The organism is Mesorhizobium sp. CA8 (assembly GCF_020164955.1).
In the GTDB taxonomy this organism is placed as follows: Bacteria; Pseudomonadota; Alphaproteobacteria; order Rhizobiales; family Rhizobiaceae; genus Mesorhizobium.
Window position 1 is genome coordinate 1 of the sequence record NZ_JAIUHG010000013.1, and the last position, 23,124, is coordinate 23,124.

General features: G+C 64.1%; 21 protein-coding genes. 2 read left to right on the forward strand and 19 right to left on the reverse strand.

Going from position 1 to position 23,124, the window contains the following annotated elements:
- Positions 1 to 101: 101 nt before the first annotated feature.
- The 6 genes from LB553_RS15675 to LB553_RS15700 form a co-directional block, all read right to left on the reverse strand.
- A complete protein-coding gene (locus LB553_RS15675; protein ID WP_224514601.1) occupies positions 102 to 509 on the reverse strand; it encodes a carboxymuconolactone decarboxylase family protein in 408 nt (135 codons plus the stop codon).
- A 259-nt stretch (positions 510 to 768) separates the two neighbouring features.
- Complete coding sequence (locus LB553_RS15680; protein ID WP_224514603.1) at positions 769 to 2,265, reverse strand: sugar ABC transporter ATP-binding protein; 1,497 nt, start codon at positions 2,263 to 2,265, stop codon at positions 769 to 771.
- A complete protein-coding gene (locus tag LB553_RS15685; RefSeq protein ID WP_224514605.1) occupies positions 2,256 to 3,320 on the reverse strand; it encodes a hypothetical protein in 1,065 nt (354 codons plus the stop codon). Before LB553_RS15685 ends, LB553_RS15680 begins: the two co-directional genes overlap by 10 nt.
- On the reverse strand, positions 3,317 to 5,440 hold the full coding sequence (locus LB553_RS15690) for an ABC transporter permease (RefSeq protein WP_224514607.1): 2,124 nt from the start codon (positions 5,438 to 5,440) through the stop codon (positions 3,317 to 3,319). The genes LB553_RS15685 and LB553_RS15690 overlap by 4 nt, the downstream gene beginning before the upstream one ends.
- 82 nt (positions 5,441 to 5,522) lie before the next feature.
- Positions 5,523 to 6,548, reverse strand: a complete 1,026-nt coding sequence (locus LB553_RS15695) for a sugar ABC transporter substrate-binding protein (protein ID WP_224514608.1) — start codon at positions 6,546 to 6,548, stop codon at positions 5,523 to 5,525.
- Positions 6,549 to 6,634: 86 nt separating this feature from the next.
- Positions 6,635 to 7,621, reverse strand: a complete 987-nt coding sequence (locus LB553_RS15700; protein ID WP_224514610.1) for an ABC transporter permease — start codon at positions 7,619 to 7,621, stop codon at positions 6,635 to 6,637.
- 439 nt (positions 7,622 to 8,060) lie between these two features.
- On the opposite strand from LB553_RS15700, the gene LB553_RS15705 reads away from it, so the two are divergent.
- Positions 8,061 to 9,062: an ornithine cyclodeaminase family protein gene (locus tag LB553_RS15705; RefSeq protein WP_224514612.1), complete on the forward strand. Its 1,002-nt coding sequence runs from the start codon at positions 8,061 to 8,063 to the stop codon at positions 9,060 to 9,062.
- Positions 9,059 to 10,555 carry an HAL/PAL/TAL family ammonia-lyase gene (locus LB553_RS15710; protein WP_224514615.1) on the forward strand — a complete coding sequence of 499 codons (1,497 nt, stop codon included), beginning with the start codon at positions 9,059 to 9,061 and terminating at the stop codon, positions 10,553 to 10,555. The genes LB553_RS15705 and LB553_RS15710 overlap by 4 nt, the downstream gene beginning before the upstream one ends.
- Positions 10,556 to 10,573: 18 nt before the next feature.
- Here LB553_RS15710 and LB553_RS15715 read toward each other — a convergent pair whose 3' ends face one another.
- The 13 genes from LB553_RS15715 to LB553_RS15775 all read right to left on the reverse strand — a co-directional run bounded on the left by LB553_RS15715 (position 10,574) and on the right by LB553_RS15775 (position 23,055).
- The gene (locus LB553_RS15715; protein WP_224514617.1) at positions 10,574 to 11,377 is read right to left on the reverse strand and encodes a 3-methyl-2-oxobutanoate hydroxymethyltransferase; all 804 of its coding nucleotides are present in this window, start codon (positions 11,375 to 11,377) and stop codon (positions 10,574 to 10,576) included.
- 30 nt (positions 11,378 to 11,407) lie between these two features.
- On the reverse strand, positions 11,408 to 11,722 hold the full coding sequence (locus LB553_RS15720; protein WP_224514619.1) for a MocE family 2Fe-2S type ferredoxin: 315 nt from the start codon (positions 11,720 to 11,722) through the stop codon (positions 11,408 to 11,410).
- A 29-nt stretch (positions 11,723 to 11,751) separates the two neighbouring features.
- Positions 11,752 to 12,843 (reverse strand): fatty acid desaturase family protein, encoded by a 1,092-nt coding sequence (locus LB553_RS15725; protein ID WP_224514620.1) that lies wholly within the window; start codon positions 12,841 to 12,843, stop codon positions 11,752 to 11,754.
- 76 nt (positions 12,844 to 12,919) lie between these two features.
- A complete protein-coding gene (locus tag LB553_RS15730; RefSeq protein WP_224514622.1) occupies positions 12,920 to 14,101 on the reverse strand; it encodes an aldose 1-epimerase family protein in 1,182 nt (393 codons plus the stop codon).
- Positions 14,102 to 14,105: 4 nt separating this feature from the next.
- Positions 14,106 to 14,882, reverse strand: a complete 777-nt coding sequence (locus tag LB553_RS15735; RefSeq protein ID WP_140630653.1) for an ATP-binding cassette domain-containing protein — start codon at positions 14,880 to 14,882, stop codon at positions 14,106 to 14,108.
- 2 nt (positions 14,883 to 14,884) lie between these two features.
- The gene (locus LB553_RS15740) at positions 14,885 to 15,835 is read right to left on the reverse strand and encodes an ABC transporter permease (RefSeq protein ID WP_224514869.1); all 951 of its coding nucleotides are present in this window, start codon (positions 15,833 to 15,835) and stop codon (positions 14,885 to 14,887) included.
- 130 nt (positions 15,836 to 15,965) lie between these two features.
- Complete coding sequence (locus LB553_RS15745) at positions 15,966 to 16,910, reverse strand: substrate-binding domain-containing protein (RefSeq protein WP_224514624.1); 945 nt, start codon at positions 16,908 to 16,910, stop codon at positions 15,966 to 15,968.
- Positions 16,911 to 16,979: 69 nt separating this feature from the next.
- Positions 16,980 to 17,894, reverse strand: coding sequence for a sugar phosphate isomerase/epimerase family protein (locus tag LB553_RS15750; RefSeq protein ID WP_224514626.1), 915 nt, complete (start codon positions 17,892 to 17,894; stop codon positions 16,980 to 16,982).
- A gap of 76 nt (positions 17,895 to 17,970) precedes the next feature.
- Positions 17,971 to 19,059 carry a Gfo/Idh/MocA family protein gene (locus LB553_RS15755; protein ID WP_224514628.1) on the reverse strand — a complete coding sequence of 363 codons (1,089 nt, stop codon included), beginning with the start codon at positions 19,057 to 19,059 and terminating at the stop codon, positions 17,971 to 17,973.
- A gap of 35 nt (positions 19,060 to 19,094) precedes the next feature.
- Positions 19,095 to 20,156 (reverse strand): ABC transporter ATP-binding protein, encoded by a 1,062-nt coding sequence (locus LB553_RS15760; protein ID WP_224514629.1) that lies wholly within the window; start codon positions 20,154 to 20,156, stop codon positions 19,095 to 19,097.
- 3 nt (positions 20,157 to 20,159) lie between these two features.
- Positions 20,160 to 21,245: an ABC transporter ATP-binding protein gene (locus LB553_RS15765; protein WP_224514632.1), complete on the reverse strand. Its 1,086-nt coding sequence runs from the start codon at positions 21,243 to 21,245 to the stop codon at positions 20,160 to 20,162.
- Positions 21,242 to 22,198 carry a carbohydrate ABC transporter permease gene (locus tag LB553_RS15770; RefSeq protein ID WP_224514634.1) on the reverse strand — a complete coding sequence of 319 codons (957 nt, stop codon included), beginning with the start codon at positions 22,196 to 22,198 and terminating at the stop codon, positions 21,242 to 21,244. Before LB553_RS15770 ends, LB553_RS15765 begins: the two co-directional genes overlap by 4 nt.
- Entirely contained in the window at positions 22,195 to 23,055 is an 861-nt protein-coding gene (locus tag LB553_RS15775) for a carbohydrate ABC transporter permease (RefSeq protein ID WP_224514636.1), read from the reverse strand. The genes LB553_RS15770 and LB553_RS15775 overlap by 4 nt, the downstream gene beginning before the upstream one ends.
- Between the last annotated feature and the right edge of the window lie 69 nt (positions 23,056 to 23,124).

Sequence of the window (23,124 nt, forward strand, 5' to 3'; positions counted from 1 at the left end):
GCTTCACCGCCATTGCGATTCCCTCCGAGCTTCCTTCTCAGAGAATCACAACCAGCCAATTACGCAACAGGCCCACAGGGGGAGAAGGGGAAGCCGGCGCCTCACTTCACCTCGAACTGGGGATCGAGCGATATCTGCATTGCCGTCGCCAGATGGTTGGTCTGTCCTGCGAGCCCGATGATCGACACAAGCTCGCCATGTTGCGCGTCGGTCATGCCCTTGGCGCGGGCGGCAGCTGTGTGAGAGTGGACGCAATAGGAGCAGCCATTGGCGGTCGAGACCGCGATATAGATCATTTCCTTGGTCAGCGGATCGATGGCGCTGTCGGCGACCATCACCGCCTTGAGCTGCTCCCACACCCGCTTCAGCGCCGCCGGATCGTTGGCCAGCCCGCGCCAGAAATTGTTGACGAAGTCGGACTTCCGAGTCGCGCGGATATCGTCGAACACCGCCTTCACCGCCGGGATCTTTTCGACCTCGGCATCGCTGAGAAGCTTTGTGGTGGCCATGGTGTGGTCCTTTCGGTTTTTTGATGCCAGAGGATTGAATCGGATGCTTAATAGCCTCTGACAATCCATTCACTTGATTGGCACTTTTCGCCTTTCTGCGTGGTAGGCGGCACCGCCAGGGTGTGTCGAGATTCAGGTCAGGCCGAGCCGAAAATGGCGGGCTCCGAGAACCGGAGCGGAGCGTACTTTTCGTACGTGAGCACCGGAAGCGCAGGAGTCCACCATTTGCAGGCCGGCCTCACCTGAATATCGGCGAACCCTAGTGCACCGCCGCATACATAATCTTCTCCTCCGTTGCCTCAGCCGGCGAGAACTCTTCCACGATGCGGCCCTGGCGGCAGACCAGGATGCGGTCGGACAGGTTCATGATCTCCGGCAGATAGGACGAGATGACGACGACGGCGAGGCCCTCGTCGGCCAGTCGGTTGATGATCTGGTGGATCTCGGCGATGGCGCCGACATCGACGCCGCGCGTCGGCTCGTCGAGGATGACGATGCGCGGCTGCTGCACCAGTCCCTTGCCGATCACCACCTTCTGCTGATTGCCGCCGGAAAGCTCGACCACGCGGGCATTGTCGTTGATCGCCTTGATGTTGAGCGTTTTCGTCCATTCGGCCGAGAGCTGCCGCATCTCCTGCTGGTTGATCACCCAGGCCTTTTCCCGGCCCGCCGCAAGCAGTCCGCCGAACAGGTTCTCGGCGATGCCCATGGTCTCGAAAATGCCTTCGCTCTTGCGGTCCTCGGTGACGTAGACGATGCCGTCGGCCACAGCCTCGCTCGGCACGAGGTAGCGCACCGGCTTGTCGTCCAATTCAATCGCGCCACCGCGCAAAAAGTCGCGCTTGTAGATGCCCGAGACGATCTTGAAGGTCTCGGTGCGGCCCGATCCGATCAACCCGAACACGCCGGTGATCTGGCCTTCGAAGATCGAGAAGGAATTGTTGCGCACGATGTTGCTCATCGAGATGTCCTGCACCGAGAGCACTTTCTTGCCGGCCTTGCGCAGCTTCGTCTCGTCGCGCTGGCGGTAGATCTGTCCTGAGAGCGAGCGCCCGACCATTGCGGCGACGATCCTGTCGCGGTCGAAGGCAGATGTCTCGTCGGTGATCACCAGTTCGCCGTCGCGCAGGATGGTGATGCGGTCGGCGATCATCAGCGCTTCCTCCAGCGCGTGGCTGATGAAGACGATCGACACGCCACGCGCTTTGAGCCTCCGGATCAGCGCGAAGAAATGGCGTTTCTCCTCAGGCGTCAGCGTCGCGGTGGGTTCGTCGAAGATGATGATCTCGGCATTGTGGTGGACGGCGCGCGCGATCTCGACCATCTGCCGCTTGGCCGCGCCCAGCGTCGCCACCATCGCATTGGGGTCGACCGGAAAATTCAGCGACTGCAGGAATTGCTGCGCCGAGATGTAGGTGCCGCGCAGCCGGTTGAGGAATTTCTCCGTGCCGAGATAAAGGTTCTGCGCCACCGTCATCGACGGCACCAGGCTGGTCTCCTGGAACACCATGGCGATGCCCGCCTCCAGCGCGGCGTGCGGGGAGGCGTAAGCCGTCTCGACGCCCTTGTGGAACATCTTGCCCGAAGTTGCCTCGACGACGCCGGCGATGATTTTGGTCAGCGTTGACTTGCCGGCGCCGTTCTCGCCGAGCAGCGCATGGATCTCGCCCTTCCTCAAATCGAAGCTGACGTTCTTCACGGCCGGAACGCCGCGATAGGTCTTGGTGACGTTTTCCAGACGGACGATCAGTTCCATCGGAAACCTCCCGAAGCGAGGTCGAGCGCCAGCACGCAATTACCGCCCTTCGAGGCGACGAACAGGCGCCCGTCCTGTTCCGCCACGCTGCAGATGCCGTGCCGCGTGCCGTTGGCGCGGCTGTGCAGGCTGAATTGCGGCTGCATGGTTCGGTCGAGCCTGACTACGAGCCCATAGGAGCGGCTGGGCGACCACGGCTTGCGGATGCCCATGGTGCGGATGCCGCCGCATTGCAGCGGCTCGAGGAAGCTGCGGTTGGAGGCCAGCGCCGGCGCAATCCAGCAGGCCGGCGGCACCTGGTCGATCATGTCCTGGCGATAATGCGTTTCCTGCAGCACGAATTCGATCAGCCGGTTGCGCGGCGCAAACAGGGTCAGCCACGCGCCGCCATCGTCGGCAGGCGCCAGCCGCGCCGGGTAGCCGGGCAGATGCGTCAGCACCGTCAAGCGGCTTCCGTTCGCGCCGTCAAAGCGCACGAGCTGGTGGCGCCAGCTTTCGCTCACCAGCACGTTGGCGCCGACCGGGTGAAGCCCATAGGGAAAGGCGATGTCCCCGGCGATCTTCTGAAAACCAATGCCTCCTGGCCCGCACCGCCACAGCGAACCGGATGCGCCCTTCTTCATCAGGTCGGCCGCCCATTGCGACGGCGCATGCTCGCTGGAGCCATTGGCCAGCCACAGCGTGCCGTCGTCGGCATAGGCAAGCGCGGTGATGCAACGGATCTCGGCCGGCAGCGAAACCTCTTTGCCGGCGATCAGCAGCTTGCCGCTCTCCAGCCCGACCGTCAGTTCGCCCGTTGGCGACAGCGCCAGCGCAGTGACGGGGGATTGAAAGGTCTCGACCACGACGGGCTCGGAACCGGCCGCAACCGCCAGGATAGCGTTACCGCTGGAGACAAGCAGCCGCCCGTCAGACACCAGCAGATTGTCCGGCTCGCTCAGTTCGGCGAAAACCGTTGCGTCGTCCAGCCGGGTGTTGGGACGGAACGCGCCGTCGAGCGGCGGTATGGTAACCGCCTTGCCGCGAAAGACATCCAGGATCGGATCGAGGATCATGCCTTCGCTCCCCAATAGGAGGCAGGGCTCGTCCAGTTTGGATCGGCGCCTTCGATCTTGTACCGCCCGATGCGGTTGTTGAGGATGCCGCCGACGAAGAGGTAGCCCTTGTGCTCGCGCATCGAGGTGACCATCGGATGCGCGTTGCCGGAAAGATCGCCGAGCGCCTCGACGATGCCGCCCTTCTCGTTGAACTTCACCACGCCGCCGGTGTTGATGTTGGGAAACAGCCACTCGTCCTGCGGCAGGCGTCGCGTCATGCGCTTACGCATGTCGGGATGGCGCAGCGACAGGTCGAAGCTTGGCGTGCGCATGCCGAGCCAGGCCATCCAGTAATTGCCGTCCGAGGCACGGTTGATGTTGTCGGGATACCCCGGCATGTCGCGGATGACGCATTCGGCGGTGCCGGCCTTCGGCCCTTCCAGCCAGTAGCGATGCACGCGGCAGGCCCAGCTTTCGGCGAAGAACAGCGACTTGCCGTCATGCGCCATGCACACGCCGTTGGTGTAGCGATAGCCGTCGAGCAGCGTCTTGGTCGATCCGTCCTTCGGATCGTAGACCAAAAGACGGCCCGTGGCGCGGTTCTCGATCGAATCCAGCGCCCAGTCATGGGCGTCATAGCGCTTGGTCGAATCCGTAAAATAGATGCGGCCGTCCGGCGCTATGTCGCAATCGTTGGGATCGCGCAGGCGCGCATCGTCGACGATCGAGGTCCAGGAGCGTGTCGTCTCTGCTGAGAGGCGCTTCACCTCCCGGTCTGGCGAGACCGAATAAAGCCCCATGGCGCCGACGCAGCTGATCAGATTGCCGTCCCGGTCGAAGGCCAAGCCCAGCGGAAACCCGCCGATGTGGGCAAAGACTTCGGAACGCCGGTAGTCCGGTGCGAAGAAGCGGACGATCTCGCCATGGCGCGTGCCGCAGTAGAGATGGTCGTCGCGGTCGAGGATGACGTCCTCTGGCCCTTCCAGCTCGCCGAGCCCGATATGGTCCGCCGCCGAGAGCCGATTGTCGAGCTCGTAGGACGTGCCGGAACCGGGCGCGGCCGATTGCGTCTCGCCCATCTTGAGGTAGACCGGCGCGACATAGACCTCGTTCAGCACCTTGTGGCGGTTCTTCAGCCAGCGGATGTCGATGGTGACGGCGACGGCCAAAAGGATGCCGAGCACCATCTGGTTGGTGCCGGTGCCGTAGCCGAGCCGGATCAGCCCGTTGGTCATGGTCAGCACGATGATTGCGCCCATCAGGCCCTTGACCACCGAGCCGCGTCCGCCGCCCAGGCTGACGCCTCCGACCACCGCCGCCGTCAGCGCCATGATTTCCAGATTGAGGCCGGTGCCCGGCCCTGCCCCGCTCAACCGGCAGGCGATCAGGAAGCCGCCGATCGAGGCGCAGAAGCCCGAGAAGACATAGGTCATGAACACGGTGCGCCGCACCCGGATGCCGGCATTATGCGCCGAGCGCCGGGAGCCGCCGACCGCCAGCACATGCCAGCCCGGGCGCGAGCGCGTCAGCGCGATATGCGTGACGATGGCCAGGATAATGGCCAGCCAGACCGAGACCGACAGGCCCCAGAACGTGCCGTCGCCGATGAAATCGAGCACATCGGAGCTTGCTTGGGAAAGCTGCACGTCGGCGGCATAGGTGGTGACGAGGATGTCGAACAGCGCCCGCCCGAAAATGAAGGTGACCAGCGTGGTGAGGAAGGCGCGCAGCCTGAGATACCCGACCAGGTAGCCATTGATGGCGCCGAAGACGAGACCCGTGCAAAGTGCCGCGGCCAACGCGAGCCAGATCGACTGTTCGAGGATGAAGAAGACGTAGACGGCGGAAAAGCAGGACAGCGCGAAGATCGAGCCGACCGAAAGATCGATGCCGCCGCCCAGCATCACCACGGTCACGCCGATGACGACCAGCGAGAACTCGCCGAGCTGGCGCGTCGATTCCTGCAGCGAGGTGAGCTTGAAGAAGCCCGGAATAATCGAGCCGAACACGCCGAGCGTCGCCACCAGCGCCAGGAAGGGTATGGCGTTGTCGGTCCAGCGCTTGGTCAAGATCTCGCCGACCAGATGGTCGGGCACGAGGTTGAAGCGCCAGGCCTGGAGGCGTTCACGGAAATTCATCGGCTGCCGCTGTCATTAAAACGGGAAAGAGGTGGCCGGAACGATCCGGCCACCTCATGGGATGCTCTTGGGGCGGCGCGGTTTATTTCGCGGCCGCTTCGGCTTGCAGCGCCTTCAGGTCCCAGCAGCTGTCGGGCTTGAGGTCGGCCTTGGTCGTGGCTTTCTCCAGCGTGTAGATATAGGTGTGCGAGGTGCCGGCCGGCTGCCCACTCTGCAGCAGGAACTTGATGATGGCGTTCATGTCGCCCGACTGGCGGGCAAGATCGGTCATCACCACGGCGCCATAGGTGCCGTCTTGCAGCTTGTCGCAATCGGCCGCCTTCTCGCCGCCGCCGGTGGTGACCAGGAACACCTTGCCGTCGAGCTTGGCGTCGCGGATCGCGGCCGAGGCACCAGTGGCGTCGCCGTCCCAAAAATCGATGATCGAGCAGATGTCCGGGTGCTGCTGCAGCATCGTCGTCGTCACGTTGCGCGAGGTGGTCGCGTCCCAGTTCGAGTCGGGCTTGGCCACGACCTGGAAGTCGGGATGCTTCTCCAGCACCTTCATGATGCCGGCATACTGGTAGAGGCTCGACGAGTTTGCCTGGTCGCCCTGCACCAGCCCGATCTTCTTGGACGAATTCTCGCCGCAGCCTTTGATCGCCGCTTCGGCTTCGAGCTGGCCGAGCTTGTCCCAGTCGCTGCCGACGAAGGCGTCGGCCGGGAAGTTCGCCGGATTGTCGACCAGCAGCACATAGGTGCCGGCGGCCTGCGCCTTCTTCATCAGCTTCGAGTAGGAGTTGAGGTCGGGCGCATGAATGATCAGCACGTCCGGCCGCGTGTCCGAAGCGATGGCGTCGGTGATCGCCTGCGCGCCGGCATCGACCACCCAGTTCGGGTCGCGGGTCTCGAACGTGCCGCCCCAGGCCTCGACTTCCTTCTTCAGGTAGTGCGCCCAACCCTGCGCCAGGTCGAAGCCCATCGCCAGCGGCACCAGCATGACGCGCTTGCCGTTGAGCGCCTTGGCATAGGCGGCCGGGCCGGGATCGTCCGCGGCAAGACTCGGAGCCGCGAAGGCGGTAACGGCGAGCGCCGTGGCGGCGGCCATCAATGTTCTGAGTAGTCTCATGTCACACCTCTGGTTCGGTTTTCGTTGCCGGGCGATCGTCGCGATCGCCCGGGTACCCGAGAGCAAGATGGGCTAGCCCATCTGCTCTAAATGTCGCCTTGTTGCGTCGTCTGCTCGTCGCGCGGATTGATGATGCCGTCGACGATGATGGCCCCGAGCAGGATCGCCGCCTTGATCAGGTTCTGGTAGAGCAGCGGAATGTCGATAATGGTCATGGCGTTGAGCAGGATGCCGATCAGCGCCGCCCCCACCAGCACATTGCGCACCCCGCCCCTGCCGCCCGAAAGGCCGATGCCGCCGATCACCGCCACCAGGACGATGTCGTAGAGCAGCGTCGAGTTGACGATGCGGGTGTTGATCGAATGCAGGCTGGCTGCCGTCAAAAGCCCGGCGATCAGCGCCACGAAGGCCGAAAGCACGTAGCGCAGCACCAGCATGGGCCGTACCGGAACGCCGATGTTGCGGGCAGCGACCGGATTGTCGCCGGCGAAATAGATGAAGCGGCCCCATTTGGTGTAGCGGAGGAACAGGAACACCAGGAAAGCCAGCCCGGCAAAGACGAACACCTCGACCGGAATATCGAGGAAGCGGACGCCGCCGAGCAGCTCGACCCAGTGTCCGCCGGGCACCGGCACGGCATCCTGCGTGATCAGTTGCGAGCGCACATAGCCGAACACAAAGGAGCCGGTGGCCAAGGTCACGAAGATCGCCGGCACGTCGGCATAGGCGACGAGAAAGCCGTTGAGCAGGCCGATGGCTAAAACGCCCGCCAGCACATAGACGAAGGCGAGTCCGTCCGAAGTTCCGGTGTTGAGCAGTTGCAGGTACCAGGCGACCGACATCGCCATGATCGCCACCGCCGACAGGTCGATGCCGCGGCCGATGATGACGACCGCCATGCCGAGCGCCAGGATGCCGAGCACCGAGACCGAGCGGACGATGGCCACCAGATTGTCGGCGGCCAGGAACCCGGGCAGGCCCAGGGCAGCGGCGGCGAACAACAGGATGGCGATCGCAAAGACGATGCCTTCCTGATTAAGGCGCCTCCAGTTCGGCCAGCCGATCGCATTCATCGCTTGTGTCTTTCGCCCCGAGGGCAAGGCCTTGCCGGCCCTCACCCCGCATGAAAGCTAATCGGCTCAACAGCGGCTCGTCAAATGAATCCGCGTTCAAGAACCGCGCCTCTCCGACTATTTTCCGAGTGGACGCATCGATTGCCGCAACTGGCGCAATAGCTGGAAACTCTTGGATTTTTGGCGGTTCGTTGCCGTGATCGCACGGCGCGCGGAAGAACCTGTTCGGACCCGCGGGACCGGCGCAATTCGAGTCCGCAAAATGCGCCCGGCACGACGTCAATTCTTCGCTGAATGGCCCGAAAGCTCTGCGCCGGCATTGGCCGGCAGGAGCATGCACACACCGCCGTGGCGCCGGCCCAGTCCAGAGCTTATCCAACAAACTTCCGTGTCGCCGTTTCGCCTGTTATGGATGAGCCGGGGTGGCCGAGGAAAACGCATGAAGCCGATTTATATCGACTATCTCAATGCTCTCGACATCGAAGCGCTTGCCATGACCGACGCCGAGATTATCGGCGCCGTCGAAGCCGGGCTCGTCGCGCAGGGCAACGGCCAGACGGTGATCGAGCCGCGGGTCCATCTCGAGCCGGATCCCTCCTTCCACGGCCACTTCAACGTCCTGCGCGGCTATGTGGCGCCGCTCGACGCCGCCGGCGTGAAGATCGTCGGAGACTATGTCGACAACTACAGGCATGGCCTGCCGTCGGAATTCGGCATTCTCAATCTTTTCGATCCGCGCACCGGCACGCCGCGCGCCATCCTCGACGCCACCGTCATCACCGACATGCGCACCGGCGCGGTCACCGCCATCGGCGCCAAGCATCTGGCGAAGAGGTCGTCCAAGGTGCTCGGCCATATCGGCGCGCGCGGCACCGCCTGTTGGAACGTGCGCCTGCTCGACCATCTCTTCGACTTCGACGAGATCCGCGTCCACTCACGCCGGCCCGAAAGCCGCGAGAGCTTTGTCGCGAGGCTGGCAGCCGACCTCGGCAAGCCGGTCGTGGCCGTGGCTGACTGGAAAAGCTGCGTCGAAGGCGCCGACATCGTCGTCGAAGCCTCGCGGCTGCCGGAACCGCAGCCGCTGCTCAAGACCGAATGGATCAAGCGCGGCGCGCTGGTCGTGCCCTATGGCACGATGAGCGCGGTCGAGCTGTCATTGACCGATATCATGCAGAAGATCGTCGTCGACGACTGGGGCCAGTGCAAGGGCGGCAAGTTCGGCTCGCTGCGCGCCCATGTCGAGACGGGACGGTTGAGCGAGGCGACACTGCACGCCGAGCTCGGCCAGATCGCAGCCGGCCTCAAAGCCGGCCGGCAAAGCGATGGCGAGACGATCCTGTTCTGGCATCGCGGCCTCTCGCTCTCCGACATCGCGCTCGGCAAGGCGATGCTTGCCAAGGCCGGCGAAAACGGCATCGGCCAGAGGCTGCGCTTCGCATGAGCCCGCTCGTTCTCACCGGGGCCGGCGTCAGCATCGAGGATGTGGTTGCCGCCGCGCGCAATGCCTGCAAGGTCGAGGTCACGCCTGCCGTCCTCGAAAAGCTCGACAAGGCTCGCCAGGTCCTCGATGCCGCTGCGGCCGCAGGCCAACAGATCTACGGGCTGAACAGAGGCCTCGGCGCCAATCTCGTCACCGCGGTCGAAGGCGACGCCAGCGCGTTCCAGCGCCAGCTGATCGAAGGCCGCAGCGCCGCCGTCGGTGAGGCGCTGCCGGTGCCGGTGGTGCGGGCGGCGATGTTTGCCCGCCTTGCGATGCTCGCCGCCGGCGGCTCGGGCCTGTCGCCGCGCGTGTTCATCGCGCTGGTCGAAGCGCTCAATGCCGGCGTGCATCCGGTGATGCCGTCGCTGGGTTCGATCGGCGCCGGCGATCTTCTGCTGATGACGGCGATCGCCCGGGTGCTGATCGGCGATGGCGAAGCCGAATATCAGGGCCGCCGCATGCCTGCCGCCAAGGCGCTGATGATGGCGCGGCTGGCACCCGCCACCCTCTCGCCGAAGGACGGTCTCTCGCTGATCAATGCTTCGGCGGTTTCCACCGGGACCGCAGCGCTGGCGCTGACCGATGCGCTGTCGGCGCTCGACCAGCAGCAGCAGGCCGGCGCGCTGACGATGGAAGGCATCGGCGCCAACCGCATCATCTTCGATCCGCGCCAGCATCAGGCGCGTCCGGGCGCCTGCCAGCAGCTTGCGGCCAAGGCGCTGCGCGACCTTCTGGCGCGCGATGAGGCGCCGGCGCCGACCACCATCCAGGACCCGCTGTCGATCCGCTGCATGCCCTCGATCCACGGCGCGCTGATCCAGGCGATCGACCATGCCAGGCTGGCTGTCGAGATCGAGCTCAACGCCGCCGCCGACAATCCGCTGGTGCTTGTGGAGGACGAACTGGTCATGTCAACTGGCAACTTCCATACCGCGTCGCTGGCGCTCGCCCTCGAGACGCTGGGCCTTGCGATCGCGCAATGCGCGGCAGCGTCCGCCGCGCGCTTCGTCCAGCTCACCGGCTCGACCCGCCACGGCCTGCCGAAATATTTGTCGCCGGTCGGCGGTGCCTCTGCCGGCTTCGTGCCGTTGCAGAAGACGGTGACGGCGATCCTGGCTGCGATCCGCCATAAGGCCAATCCGGTGATGCTCGATTTCCTGCCTGTGTCCGAGGGCGTCGAGGATCACGCCACGCAGACGCCGCTCGCCGTCGCCAAATGCGCCGAGATGATCGTGCTGTGGCGGCGGCTGATCGCCTTCGAGCTGATGGCGGCGGCCCAGGCTATCGATTTGCGCGAAGGCATAGCGCTCGCGCCGGCCACCGGCGCAATCCACGCGGCCGTGCGTTCGCATGTGGCGACGCTCAAGGAAGACAGGCCGCTGGGCATCGATTCCGAGGCGCTTTACGCCGCCCTCGCCAGCGGAATCTGGCAAGGTCCCCCGGCAACGGTCTGAAGCTTTTCGACTCCTGGATCAGGACTTTACGTCCACCTTCTTCATGAAGAGGGTGAGTTCTTCCGGATCCATATGCACGACATGCCTGTCTTCGGGATAGGCGCCGCTGTTGACGTCGGCCACATATTCCGAGAAGGCGGCGATGCGCTCCTGCTGCAGCCGGTCATATTCGGCGGCGAAGTTGCGATAGACCTTCGAGTGGCGCGGCATGTGACCGCGATTTGTGCCGAGAATATCCTCGGCGAACAGATATTGCGCGTCGCAGCCCGTGCCCGCGCCCATCGACAGCATGATCAGCGGGGTGCGCTCCGAGATCGCCTTCGCCACTTCCACCGGCACCACCTCGATCTCGGCCCCGATCGCGCCGGCCGCTTCCAGCTGCTTGACCGCCTCGAACACCTGCATGGCCGTATCCGCGGTCTTCCCGACCGCCTTGAAGCCGCCGGTCCAGGTCGCGCGCGACGGGATCAGGCCGACATGGCCGATGACTGGGATGGCGTCGTCGGCCATGCGTTTGATCGTGGCGTAGCCGGCGCTGCAATAGACCGCGTCGGCGCCGGCCTTGTAGAGCCGGAACGACCAGCGCACGAAATCGTCGGCCGTGCCGATCTCGAAGAAATTGTCGCCCGGCATGGTGAAGAGGCTGGGCGCGGCGTCGCGATATTGCGGGTTGAGAACCAGTTCCGGCGGCACCGAGACGATGTCGACCCCTGCCCGCTCGGCAGCCTCGGCTTCCTCCAGCGTCAGCACGCGCAGCATGGTCAATTGTCGCTTGCCCTTCATGGCGCGCAGATCGGCAACGGTCGGTCTCTTTCGGCTCATTGGTTTGTCCCTGTTGATTCGCCTACGGCCTTAGCCGATATCAATCATCACCTTACCGGCCTCGACCTTGACCGGATAGGTTTTGAGGTTGACGCAGACCGGCGCGCCGTTGGCCTGGCCGGTCTTGTAGTTGAAGCGGCCATTGTGCTTGGGGCATTCGATGATGTCATCCATCACCAGCCCGTCGGCCAAATGCGCCTTTTCATGCGTGCAAAAACCGTCGGTAGCGAAGAACGCATCCTCCGGCGAGCGGTAGATCGCGAAAGTGCGGCCGCCATGATCGAAGCGGATCACATCTTCCTCGTCCACGTCGTCCACCGCGCATGCTTCAACCCACTCCGCCATCGTCTGTCTCCAGCTTGCCTGCGCGAGGCCTATTCGGCGGCCGCGGCCGTTATGTCGAGATCATGGAATTCGCCGCGATAGGGCTTGGCCGTCGGCGGCAATTCGCGCTTGAGATAATAGTCCTCGTATTTCAGCTGCCTGAGCAGCACCGGCCAGACCTCGCGATAGGCGTGCCACATCGACGGGTTCGGCTCCGGCAGATCATGCTTGATCAGCTCATGCAGTTTCGGCAGCGCGTGATACGGAACCATCGGGAACATGTGGTGCTCCACGTGGTAGTTCATGTTCCAGTAGATGAACCGGCTGACCGGGTTCATGTAGACGGTGCGCGTGTTCAACCGGTGATCGGTGACGTTGTCGGCCAGCCCGATATGCTGCAGCAGCCCGGTCAGCACCATGTGCCAGGTGCCGTAGAGGCGCGGCAGGCCGATCAGCACCAGCGGTATCCATGACCTAAGCGCGATCGCGACAGCGATCGTCGCGGCATACACGACCATGTGCCAGCGCGCCGCGATCACCGCCTTGTGCTGCTCCATTTCCGGAATGTAGCTCTTCTCGTCGTCCGATAATGTGCCGAAGGCCTGGCGCACCAGCGTCGGCAGCGAATAACGGAAATCGAGGATGCCCGTGAAAGCAAGCGCCGCCTTGATGAGATCCGGCGGCCGCATCACCGCGATCTCGGCGTCGCGACCGACGATGATCGTGTCGGTGTGGTGGCGCGCATGGCTCCAGCGCCACTGCACCGGGTTGCGCATCAGCATGAATGAGGCGATGTGATAGACGACATCGTTCATCCAGCGCGTGCGGAAGGCGGTGCCGTGGCCGCATTCGTGCCAGCGCGAGTCGCTCGACGAGCCGTAGAGCACGCCATAGACGAACAGGAACGGCACGATCCACCACGTGCCCCAGAACCAGACGATGCCAGCCGCCGAGCCCAGGATCGCGACGATCCAGATGATGGTGTCACGGATCGCCGGCCCGTCGGAGCGCTGCATCAACTCCTTCATGGTCTTGCGAGGCACGTCGGTATGGTACCACTCGGCCGAGGCGAGCCCGGTCTCGATCGCAAGCCGAGTGCTTTCGCCGACAAGGCTGTAGTCGCGTTTTTTTGCCGTCGTCACATCGGCCTCCAATCTTCACTGAGCGCTGGCAATCCGGTCCGCCGGCCGGAGAGCTTGCTATGGATAGATGTCGCGCTCATCCCCTGCCCGCCAGTCTTGGGAAATTGCCGGAAGGCTGAGGATAATCCTGCTCGGGCTGGCGGGCGATTGCCGCGATCCTTCCTTCCGCGGCGGCAATCGCATCCTTGCCGTCGAGGACGCGAAACACCGCGTCATACGCGCGGGTTTCACCGTGCTCCAGCCAGATCATCTCGCCACGCTCGCGCGCGGCAAGATTGCCGAGCACATGGTGCGTCGACGGCTCGATGCCAAGCGCATACTGCCCGGCCTGGAAATTCTGCCACTCATAGCAACAAGGCATCTGGTCCTTGCGGGTGACGACCTCGAAGCCGAGGCCAAGCCGGTCGTTGACGACGGCGACCGGCACCTCGCTCCTGGTGTCGGCGCCAAGCTCATGCTGCCAGACTTGCTCGCTGAAGCCAGGCTGCGGTGCTGGCACGGTGCGATAGCCGACGTTCTGCGCTTCGTAGCGCTCGCCTTCATGCGCGGCCCAGACCACGTCGCGGATCGGCGCCAGATAACGCGAGCCTTCGTCGAGCAGCGGATGCCCGACATTGACGTGGTAGAAATACATATGCGGCGTGCGGTGGAAGCCGTGGTTGACGACGCGGTCCGAGAGCCGGATCTCGCTGCCGCCGACATCGGCCTCGATGCGGCGGATGAGATGCAGATCCTCGCCGAACACGCTGGCCTGCTGGACGACGCCTTCCGCCCACAAAATGCAGCGGTCGCCGTCCCAGCTTTCGCCATAGCCGGTGAGCCGCGCCGGAATGGTGCCGACGCGGCCATGCAGCGAATGCGTCACCGTTTTGCGTCCAGGATAATTATAGTTCTCGGCCGGCACCTCGTTGCGGCCGAGAATGTGGTCGAGGCCGCAGGTGACCAGCAGGCCGGAAAAGGACCGGCCCCAGGCAAAGCCGTCCTCGCCTTCATAGTCATGCAGGCCGGGATTGCGAAAACCGCTCGGCGAGTGCCAGCCGATCGCCTGGCCTTTGTACTCGCAATCGGCGATGTCGAGCGCCCGGTCAACCAGCGCGGTGAAGCGCAGGCCCGAGCCGGTGCGGAATTCGAGCATGCGGATGCCGCGCTCGACGCCGTCGCCGAGCGTCATCAGCCGCACGCCGGCGAATTGCGACAGCATGCCGGAGCGTTCGGCGACCTGCCGGCGTGAAAGCGTCTGGCCGTAGAGCTTCACCATGCCGTCACTGCGCCCTTTTCATGAGGGCCGACAGGTCGGCGCCGGTTATCAGGCTTTCCACGGTCAGGAGGTCGGTGTCGGCGACCGTCTGCTCGGCAACGATCTCGCCGCGGCGCATGACGATAATGCGGTCGGCGACCTCGAAGACGTGGTGGATGTTGTGGGTGATCAAGAGCACCGAATGCCCGGCCGCGCGCATCTCTTTCACGAAACGCAGCACACCATGCGTTTCCTCGACGCCGAGATTGTTGGTCGGCTCGTCAAGGATGATCACCTTGGCGGCGAACTGCATGGCGCGCGAGATCGCGATCGACTGCCGCTCGCCGCCGGAAAGCGTCGAGACCAATGCATCGGCGTCGAGCTTCTTGGAGATGCCGACGCGCTTGAGAAGCGCCGAAGCCGCATCGCGCAATTTGGCGAGGTCGAGCGGCGCGAAGACGCCCAGCCATTTGAGATTGACCGGCTCGCGGCCGAGGAACAGGTTGCGCGCGATGCTGAGGTCGGGCGCAAGCGAGGTGTCCTGGTGGATGGTCTCGATGCCAAGATCCATTGCCTCTCGTGTCGAGCGGATCGAGACCTTCTCGCCGCGTACATAGATATCGCCGCGATCGATCGGAAAAACGCCGGAGATCGCCTTGATCAGCGTCGACTTGCCGGCGCCGTTGTCGCCGAGCAGTGCCACTACCTCGCCTTCCTTGAGCGTCAGCGAGGCGTTCTTCAGCGCGCGCACGCTGCCGAAGGATTTTTGTAAGTTCTGCAGCCGGAGCACTTCCTGCATCATCTTCAGCTCCTTGTGGCGTTTTTCTGCAGCAGCGCGTGCAGGATGAGCATGGCGAGGATGATGACGCCGACGAAGATGTTGTAAGCCAGCCCCGGCACGCCGACGAGCACGATGCCGTTGCGGATCGCCCGCAGCATCAGCGCGCCGACGATGGTGCCGAGGATGGTGCCGCGGCCGCCTGTCAGCGCCGTGCCGCCGACCACGACCATGGCGATCACCTCCAGCTCGTAGCCCGTGCCCGCGACCGGCGAAGCCGCCGAGATGCGGAAAGCGCTGATCATGCCGGCGAGCCCGGCGAGCAGCGAGGTCAGGATGAACAGCCAGATCTTGACCGCATCGGCCGGCACGCCGCGCGCCACCGCCGCGTTGCGGTTGGAGCCGATGGCGCTGATCCAGTTGCCGAGCTTGGCGTAGCGCAGCACATAGACCGCAAGCAGCGACAGGCCTATGAACCACCAGAGCGAGGTGTAGAAGCGGAACGCGCCGATGTTGAAGCTGCCGGCGAGCAGCGTGACGAAGAAGCCCGGCTGGTCCCAGGACTTCAGCGGAAAGCCCTGCGTGATGTAGAGCGCCGCACCTCGCACGATAAGCAGCATCGACAGCGTCACCAGGAAGGACGAGATGCCGATCTTGGTGACGATCACGCCGTTGATCGCGCCGATCGCGATGCACAGCAGAAGTCCGGCGAGCAGCGCGACCCCGATATCGACCCCGGCATTCTGCACCAGCAGCATCACCACCACCGGGGCGAGCGCGAACACCGCGCCGACCGACAGGTCGAATTCGCCGGCGGTCAGAAGCAGCGTCATGCCGAGCGCGATGATGCCGAGCTCCGGCAGGAACGCCATCATGTTGGAGATGTTGAGCGGCGACAGGAAATTGCCGTCGGCGAGCGCGAACACCACCAGGAGCACGATGAGGATGACGAAGGAGGAGAATTGCGGCGAGCGCATCAGGCTCGACCTGCCTTTCGCGCGCCCCGCGCCGTCTTCCGAGGTGACTGCCCCGACTTGCTGAACCATGACTTGCTGAACCATGCTTTCTGCCTTGCGCCCGCCGCTCACACGACGGGCGCCAGTTCTCTCACTTCTTGTCGTAGAGCTTCAGGATCGGCTCGACGCTGGAGGCGTCGTAGAGGCCGAAGGTGTGGATGTCGTAGCCGATCGGCTCGCCCGAGGCCGCGAGACCGAGCAGCGCGACCGGCATGAAGCCTTGCGCCGAAGGATACTGCCAGGCGGCGGCATTGACGAAGCCGTCCTTGACCGCCTGCGCCGTCTCCTTGGAATTGCCCCAGCCGACGACGGGGATCTTGCCGGCCGGAATGCCGGCGCCGTCGAACACTCGCTTGACGCTGGCCGCGACGGAATCGCCGAGCGCGATGATCGCCGGCGGATTGTTGGCGACCATATAGTCGGTCATCTTGGCGATGATGCCCGCCGGGTCGCTGCCGCAATCGACCACATCATACTTGATGCCGAGCGGATCGAAGACGCCGGCGATGCCTTCCGTCTCGAGCTGCTGGTAGCTGGCGCCGGGCACCTCGACCGGCAGGAACACCTTGTCGCCCTGCTTCACCATCTTGTGGTCGACGAGGTACTTCGCCCAGATGGCGCCGGCTTCCTTGAGATCGGCGCCGACATAGGCCTGGCGGCCGGTGGCCGGATCGTCCGTATTGAAGAACACGATCGGTATGCCGGCGGCCTTGGCAGCCTTCACTTCCTCGGTCCACAGCCCCGGCTGCGCCGAGGTCGTGGCAATGCCGTCCGGCTTGGCGGCGAGCGCCGAGTTGAAGGCTTCCTTCTGCGCCGCCATGTCGCCGCCGCTGAAGGAGATCTTGCAGGTCACCTTGAGTTGTTCACAGGCCTTGGTGGCGCCGGCGTTCCAGTCGATCCAGAACGCATCGGACGGGCCGCCATGCGACAAGAGATAGAACGTCTTCTGGCCGTCCGCGGCTTGCGCAGCCGAGCCGAACGCGATGCCGGCGAATACGGTCGCCGCGGCCGCCAGTTTCAATCCGAATTTCAACATCTGGTTTCCTCCACCTTGTGTTCATGCAGCCGCAGGGCGCCATCCGAGCGACGGCGCCCGCGCGACCCCTTAGAGGCCGTTCTCGCGCAACTTGCCGTCGAGGAACTTCTTGGCGCGCGGCACGTCGTCTTCCGACAGATGCTCGATGATTATCGGGATATTCGGATGCTTCTCGGCGAGACGCTTGAGATAGAGGTCGTAGTTCAGAGAGCCGAGGCCCGGCGCCGGCAGCTCGATCTCGCCCACACCGCGGAAGGTGTGGCTTTCCATCGCGTCCGCATCGCCGATATCGGCATGCTTCTCGGACTTGTCGTCGCCCGAGCGTTTCACGTCCTTGGCATGCGCGATTTTGATCTTGTCGGTCAGCGTGTCGAAGACCTGGTTCAGGATCTGGTCCATCCGGTCGATGTTGTGGGTCTCGAAATAGTTGGTCGGATCCATCAGCAGGCCGAGGCCGGGATGGTCGACCTGCGCGAACATCTTCACCGTCTCTTCGACCGAGCCGACGACATTGTTGACATAGGTTTCGAGCAGGAAGACCGCGCCATGGTCGTAAGCTGTTTGGGCAAGGTCGGCGATCACCTTGCGGCACTCCTCAAAGCCTTCCTCGGTCTTGTTCTTCGGGTGATGCACCCAGTCCGACTCGGTGTTGTAGGTGCCGGTTTCCGAGATCACGTAAGGCGAGCCGAAATGGCGCGCATTGCGGATGATCTCCTTGAGATAGCCGACGCGCTTCTCGCGCTCCGCCTTGTCCGGATGGATGATGTTGGTGTAGCCCGACACGCAGCAGATCGGCAGGTTATGGTCGCGGAAGGTGTCGCGCACCTTCTTCGCCTTGTCCGTGGTGATCTGGCCGGCCGAGAGGTCGATGTCCTTGAAGTGCAGGTCGAGCTGCACCGTGTTGAAGCCGAGACCGCGGATCTTCTGCGCCGTCTCCTCGAGGCCGTACGGGAAATAGCCCGTGAAAATACCTGCCTGCATCATGATGTGAATTCCTCCCTGTAAGCGATTCAGTTGCCAGTGATTTCAGTTGATTGGGTTGATTCAGTTGCCAATGTTTTCAGGTGATTGAGATTTCGGAGAGCTTGACCGTCCGGCCCGCGGCCATCGAACGGTAGCCCGCCTCGACCAGCGCCATGGTCTTGACGTTGTCGGCGACGGAGAGCGCCGGCGGCGTGCCGGTCTTCACGGCGTGCTGCAGCTGTTCCATCACGCCGATGAAGGCATGCGGGAACCACATCGTTTCCCAGCTCGGGCACACCCATTCGCCGCCGGTCGTCTCGGCCGAAGCGTAGGTCAGCGTCGAGGCCGCACCCGTCGGCCAGCCGATCGTGCCCTTGGCGACGCCCTTGGTGCCGTCGACGCGCCAGTTGATGTGCTGGTCATCCTTGTAACCTTCCTGGCGCGGACCGGACCAGACGTCCTCCAGCGAGACGGCAAGCACGCCCGACGGGAAGCGCAGCGTCGAGACGGTGATGCCGTCGGAGTGGTCGAACTGGGTGCGCGGGTCCTTGCGTGTCAGCGTCGTGATCTCGTCGGGATCGCCGAACAGGAAACGCAACACGTCGAGGTGGTGCACGCTCATATTGGCGAGCGTCAGCCGATCGTAGCCTTGAAGAAAGGTCTGCCAATGCGGGATCGCATGCATGTCGATCTGCGCGAAGACGATGTCACCGAGCGCGCCGCTGTCGATGATCTGCTTCAGGACGCGCATCGACTGGTCGTAGCGCATGTTCTGGTTGACCGAGAGGATCTTGCCGGCCCTCGCCGCCTCGTCGCGCAGCTTGACGGCTTCCTCGACCGACAGCGCCAGGGGCTTCTGCGCCAGGATCGCCTTGATGTGCTTCTGCTTCAGCGCATGGCGGATCAGCGCCGGCTGCTGGTCCGGCGGAAAGGCCAGATCGATGATGTCGACGTTGGGATCTTCGATCAGCTGTTCCGGCGTGTCGTGGACAGTCGGAATGTCCCAGCGGGTGGCGACCTTCTGAGCATTCGCCTTGGTGCGCGAGGCGATTGCCACCACCGGAAAGCCCGCTTCCTTGTAGGCCGCCAGATGACACTCAGCCATGATCATGCCGGCGCCGACGCAGCCGATCTTGTAGTCCCTGGTGCGAACCTTGACGTCCGGCTCGAAGCGTTTTTCTGCCATCTCTTCCTCCCGAAATTCCGTCCTAGCGGCCGCCGTCACAGCGCGCCTCCGTCCTGGCCGAAATAATGCACGCGGCCCGGCTCGCAGGAAATCGCCACCATCGCATCCGGCATGATGTCGGGCTGCCCGCGCAGCAATGCCCTAAGCCGTGCTTGCCCGGCCGCCAGAGTCACCACGGTGTAGCCGCCGAGCGGCTCGACCTCGAACACCCGCGCCGGACGGACTTCCGCCGTCCCGTTTCCCGTCCATGGCCGCACCTCGATGTCTTCGGGTCTCAACCCGATCTCGATCGCCTCGGCGGGCGCTTCGGCATCGGCAATGCGGATTGTCCCTTCGGCCGCCTCGATCCCGCTTGCGCCGCGCACCGACGGCAGGATGTTCATCATCGGCGATCCCAGCATGCGCGCCACATAGGCGCTTGCCGGCCGGTCGTAGATTTCCGACGGCGCGCCGATCTGCCGGATGCGGCCGTTCTCCAGGATCGCCATGCGGTCGGCGACCGACATCGCCTCTTCCTGGTCGTGCGTGACGTAGATCAGCGTTTTGCCGAGCTCGCGCTGGATGCGCTTCAGCTCGACGCGCGTCTCCTCGCGCAGCCGCGCATCGAGCGCCGAGATCGGATCGTCCATCAGATAGGCGGCCGGGTCGCGCACCAGGGCGCGCGCGATCGCCACGCGCTGCCGCTCGCCGCCGGAAAGCTGCGCCGGCGGCTTATGCAGGATGTGGCCGATATGGAGCTTGGCCGCGACTTCGGCCAGCCGCTTCTCGATCTCGGCCTCTGCCACCTTCCGCTCGACCAGCGGAAAGCGGACATTGTCGCGCGCGCTCATATGCGGGAACAGCGCCAGGTTCTGGAACACCATAGCGACGTTGCGTTCGGCCGGCGAGACGCTGTTGACCGGCTTGCCGCCGATCAGGATCTCGCCTTGGTCCGGCTGCTCCAATCCAAGCACAAGGCGCAGGATCGTCGACTTGCCCGACAGCGGCGGACCGAAGAAGCAGAAGAACTCGTTGTCGTTGACGGTGAAGGAAGTGTCGTCGACGGCAAGGGTGTTGCCGTAGCGCTTCGTGACATTGCGGAAAACGATATCGGACATGGCTCAGCCCGCCCTCACTGCAAGGCCGGTCGCGGCGTCGAAGACGCGCACCGACGAGGCCGGCGGCGCGACCACCGCAGCCTGTCCGACTGACAGCCCGACACCGTTCTCGAACACCGCCTTCACCGCGCCCTCGCCTTCGCCGAGATGGACGATCGTGCGCGCCCCGATCCGCTCGACGAAGCTCACCGGCATCGACAGCCCGCGTTCGGCAAGCGTCACCTGCTCCGGCCGGAAACCGTAGAGCACGTCGCCGCGCACTGTGCGCAGCGCGGTTGCCAGTTCGTCCGGCAAAGGCGGGGTGACGCCGAGCGGTCCGAGATCGATCACCAGCCCGCGATCGCTCTCCGCCGGCCTGCCCTTGAGCAGGTTCATGCCCGGGGCGCCGATGAAGCGCGCAACGAAGACATTGGCCGGATTGTTGTAGACTTCGAGTGGCGTGCCGACCTGCTGCAGCACGCCATGATCCATCACCGCGATGCGATCGGCCATAGTCATCGCTTCGAGCTGGTCATGCGTGACATAAACCATCGTCTGCCTGAACTGGCGCTGCAGTTGCTTGAGCTCGGTGCGCATCACCGCGCGGAAGGCCGCGTCGACATTGGACAGCGGCTCGTCGAGCAGGAAGATCGCCGGCTCCATGATCGCCGAGCGGCCGATCGCCACGCGCTGCAGGATGTTGACCGAAAGCCGGTCCGCCTTGTGGCCGAGCAGTGGCGAAAGCTGCAGCATCTCGGCGATGGCGCCGACGCGGCGATCGATCTCGGCTTTGGCGGCACCGCGCATCCTTGGTCCGTAGGCGAGGTTCTGTCGCACCGTCATATGGGTGAAGATGGCGTAGTTCTGGAACACGAAGCCCACGCCGCGCCGTCCCATCGGCACGCCCGCCATGTCGCGCTCGCCGAACAGGATCTTGCCGCTGGTCGGCTCCTCCATGCCGGCGATCATGTTCATCGTCGTCGACTTGCCGCAGCCGGACGGCCCGAGCAGCGCCATGAACTCGCTGTCGGCGATTTCGAGATCCATCGTCTTCAGCGCGGTGAAGTCGCCGAATTTTTTGACCAGGTTCTGAAGATGGATGGCGCTCATGCCGGCACCTCCCGCGCCTTGGCCATGCGCTTCATGGCGTAGACCGCGACGATCGAAAGCACGATCAGGATGGCTAAAGCGATGGCCGCCCCATAGCCCCAGATCAGGTCCTGCGTGGTGACCTTATAGATGTAGACGGAGATCGTCTCGGTGGCGACGCCGGGGCCGCCGCCGGTCATGATGTAGAGCGTGTCGAAGATCTTGAAGTTCTCGATCACCCGGATCGCCAGCGCGATGATGATGATCGTCTTCATCTTCGGCAGCACGATGGTGGTGAAGCGCTGCCAGGCATCGGCGCCGAGCAGCGTCGCCGCCTTCATCTGGTCTTCCGGCACACCGACCAGGCCGGCAAGCAGGATGAGGAACATCAGCGGCGTCCACTGCCAGATGTCGGCGACCATGACCGCGATCAACGCGAGGTTCGGATCGGACAGCCAGGCGATGGTGACCGGCGTGCCAACGATCCGCGACAGGATGTCGTTCACCGGGCCGCCCGACTGGAACAGCATGAAGAACATGTAGCCGGCGACCGCGGGCACGACCATCATCGGCATCAAAAGGATCGAATAAAAGATGCGCTTGCCGGGGAAGTCGTCGGCAAACAGCGTCGCCAGCGCCAAACCCAGCAGGAACTCCGCCGGCACGCAGACCAGCATGACGATCGCGGTGCGCTGCAAGGCGCTCCAGAAGCGGGTGTCGGCCGCAAGGTCGGTATAGTTGGCAAAACTGTTCCACATCTCCCAGGCGTTCCACCAGCCGATGCCGGAGAGCGGCGACCAGTCGGTGACGCTGATGTAGAGCTGCATCAGCAGCGGAAAGGCCGAGATGAACAGCACCAATATCTGCGCCGGCAAGGTCAGTCGGAAGCCCAGCCGCGCGCCCTCGTCAGGCGTGGCGGGCTTTGTCCGCGCGCCCATTTCGTCCTCCGAAATCGTCGCCGTCACCGCGCTCATTGCTTGAGCGCTCCGAAGGTCAGCCCGCGCACCAGATGACGCTGGATGGCGATGCCCATGATGACGGGCGGCACCGCCGCGATCAGGCCGAGCGCAGCCTTCGCGCCGTAGAGCTGCCCTGTCATCGAGGACGACAGCGACGCCATGTAGACGGGGATCGTCACCCATTCGCGCGTGGTGAGCAGCAGCGCGATGAGATAATCCGACCAGTTGAGGATGAAGACGAAGAGCGCAGCACTCGCCAGCGGCGCGCGCATCATCGGCAGCGTGATGCGGGTGAAGACGCGCAGCCGCGAGCAGCCCTCGACCAGTGCGGCCTCCTCGATCTCGCGCGGCATGTCGTCGAAGAAGGTCTTCATCAGCCAGAAGGCGAAAGGCAGCGTGACGATGCCGTAGATCAGCGCCAGCCCCAACCACGTGTCATTGAGGTTGAGGAAAGCCCACATGATCATCACCGGGATCATCACCGCCATCGGCGGAAACAGCCTGAGCTGGGTCAGCGCTAGCGGCAGGTTCTGGCCCGAGCCGAAACGCGAAAGGCCGTAGGCGGCAGCGGTGCCCGCCGACATGGCGATCACGGTCCCGAACACCGCCGAAAGCAGCGACGACAGGATCGGCTTCACCGCCGTATGGTCCAGCGCGACGATCAGGTCGTTGTCGGATTCGCCGAACACGAAGCGGAAATTGCTGAGCGTCGGCTGCCTCGGCCACCAGGTCAGGTCGGCGCCGGTCGCCGACCACTCGCCGATCGGCTTGAACGCCATCGACACCATCCACAGGATCGGCACCAACGTCACAGCCATCGCCGCGAAGATCGCGGCATAGCGGAATATCTCGAAGGGAACGGAACGCTTCATCTGGTTGCTTTGCTGGCGGCGTTAAGGAAGGAGGGGAAGAGCTGACGCCCCTCCCCTCCGGCTCTGATC

Excerpts from the sequence above, each read along its gene's own strand:
- LB553_RS15675 (WP_224514601.1), bottom strand. The coding sequence starts at position 509 with ATGGCCACCACAAAGCTTCTCAGCGATGCCGAGGTCGAAAAGATCCCG.
- LB553_RS15680 (WP_224514603.1), bottom strand. The coding sequence starts at position 2,265 with ATGGAACTGATCGTCCGTCTGGAAAACGTCACCAAGACCTATCGCGGC.
- LB553_RS15685 (WP_224514605.1), bottom strand. The coding sequence starts at position 3,320 with ATGATCCTCGATCCGATCCTGGATGTCTTTCGCGGCAAGGCGGTTACC.
- LB553_RS15690 (WP_224514607.1), bottom strand. The coding sequence starts at position 5,440 with ATGAATTTCCGTGAACGCCTCCAGGCCTGGCGCTTCAACCTCGTGCCC.
- LB553_RS15695 (WP_224514608.1), bottom strand. The coding sequence starts at position 6,548 with ATGAGACTACTCAGAACATTGATGGCCGCCGCCACGGCGCTCGCCGTT.
- LB553_RS15700 (WP_224514610.1), bottom strand. The coding sequence starts at position 7,621 with ATGAATGCGATCGGCTGGCCGAACTGGAGGCGCCTTAATCAGGAAGGC.
- LB553_RS15705 (WP_224514612.1), top strand. The coding sequence starts at position 8,061 with ATGAAGCCGATTTATATCGACTATCTCAATGCTCTCGACATCGAAGCG.
- LB553_RS15710 (WP_224514615.1), top strand. The coding sequence starts at position 9,059 with ATGAGCCCGCTCGTTCTCACCGGGGCCGGCGTCAGCATCGAGGATGTG.
- LB553_RS15715 (WP_224514617.1), bottom strand. The coding sequence starts at position 11,377 with ATGAGCCGAAAGAGACCGACCGTTGCCGATCTGCGCGCCATGAAGGGC.
- LB553_RS15720 (WP_224514619.1), bottom strand. The coding sequence starts at position 11,722 with ATGGCGGAGTGGGTTGAAGCATGCGCGGTGGACGACGTGGACGAGGAA.
- LB553_RS15730 (WP_224514622.1), bottom strand. The coding sequence starts at position 14,101 with ATGGTGAAGCTCTACGGCCAGACGCTTTCACGCCGGCAGGTCGCCGAA.
- LB553_RS15735 (WP_140630653.1), bottom strand. The coding sequence starts at position 14,882 with ATGATGCAGGAAGTGCTCCGGCTGCAGAACTTACAAAAATCCTTCGGC.
- LB553_RS15740 (WP_224514869.1), bottom strand. The coding sequence starts at position 15,835 with ATGCGCTCGCCGCAATTCTCCTCCTTCGTCATCCTCATCGTGCTCCTG.
- LB553_RS15745 (WP_224514624.1), bottom strand. The coding sequence starts at position 16,910 with ATGTTGAAATTCGGATTGAAACTGGCGGCCGCGGCGACCGTATTCGCC.
- LB553_RS15750 (WP_224514626.1), bottom strand. The coding sequence starts at position 17,894 with ATGATGCAGGCAGGTATTTTCACGGGCTATTTCCCGTACGGCCTCGAG.
- LB553_RS15755 (WP_224514628.1), bottom strand. The coding sequence starts at position 19,059 with ATGGCAGAAAAACGCTTCGAGCCGGACGTCAAGGTTCGCACCAGGGAC.
- LB553_RS15760 (WP_224514629.1), bottom strand. The coding sequence starts at position 20,156 with ATGTCCGATATCGTTTTCCGCAATGTCACGAAGCGCTACGGCAACACC.
- LB553_RS15765 (WP_224514632.1), bottom strand. The coding sequence starts at position 21,245 with ATGAGCGCCATCCATCTTCAGAACCTGGTCAAAAAATTCGGCGACTTC.
- LB553_RS15770 (WP_224514634.1), bottom strand. The coding sequence starts at position 22,198 with ATGAGCGCGGTGACGGCGACGATTTCGGAGGACGAAATGGGCGCGCGG.
- LB553_RS15775 (WP_224514636.1), bottom strand. The coding sequence starts at position 23,055 with ATGAAGCGTTCCGTTCCCTTCGAGATATTCCGCTATGCCGCGATCTTC.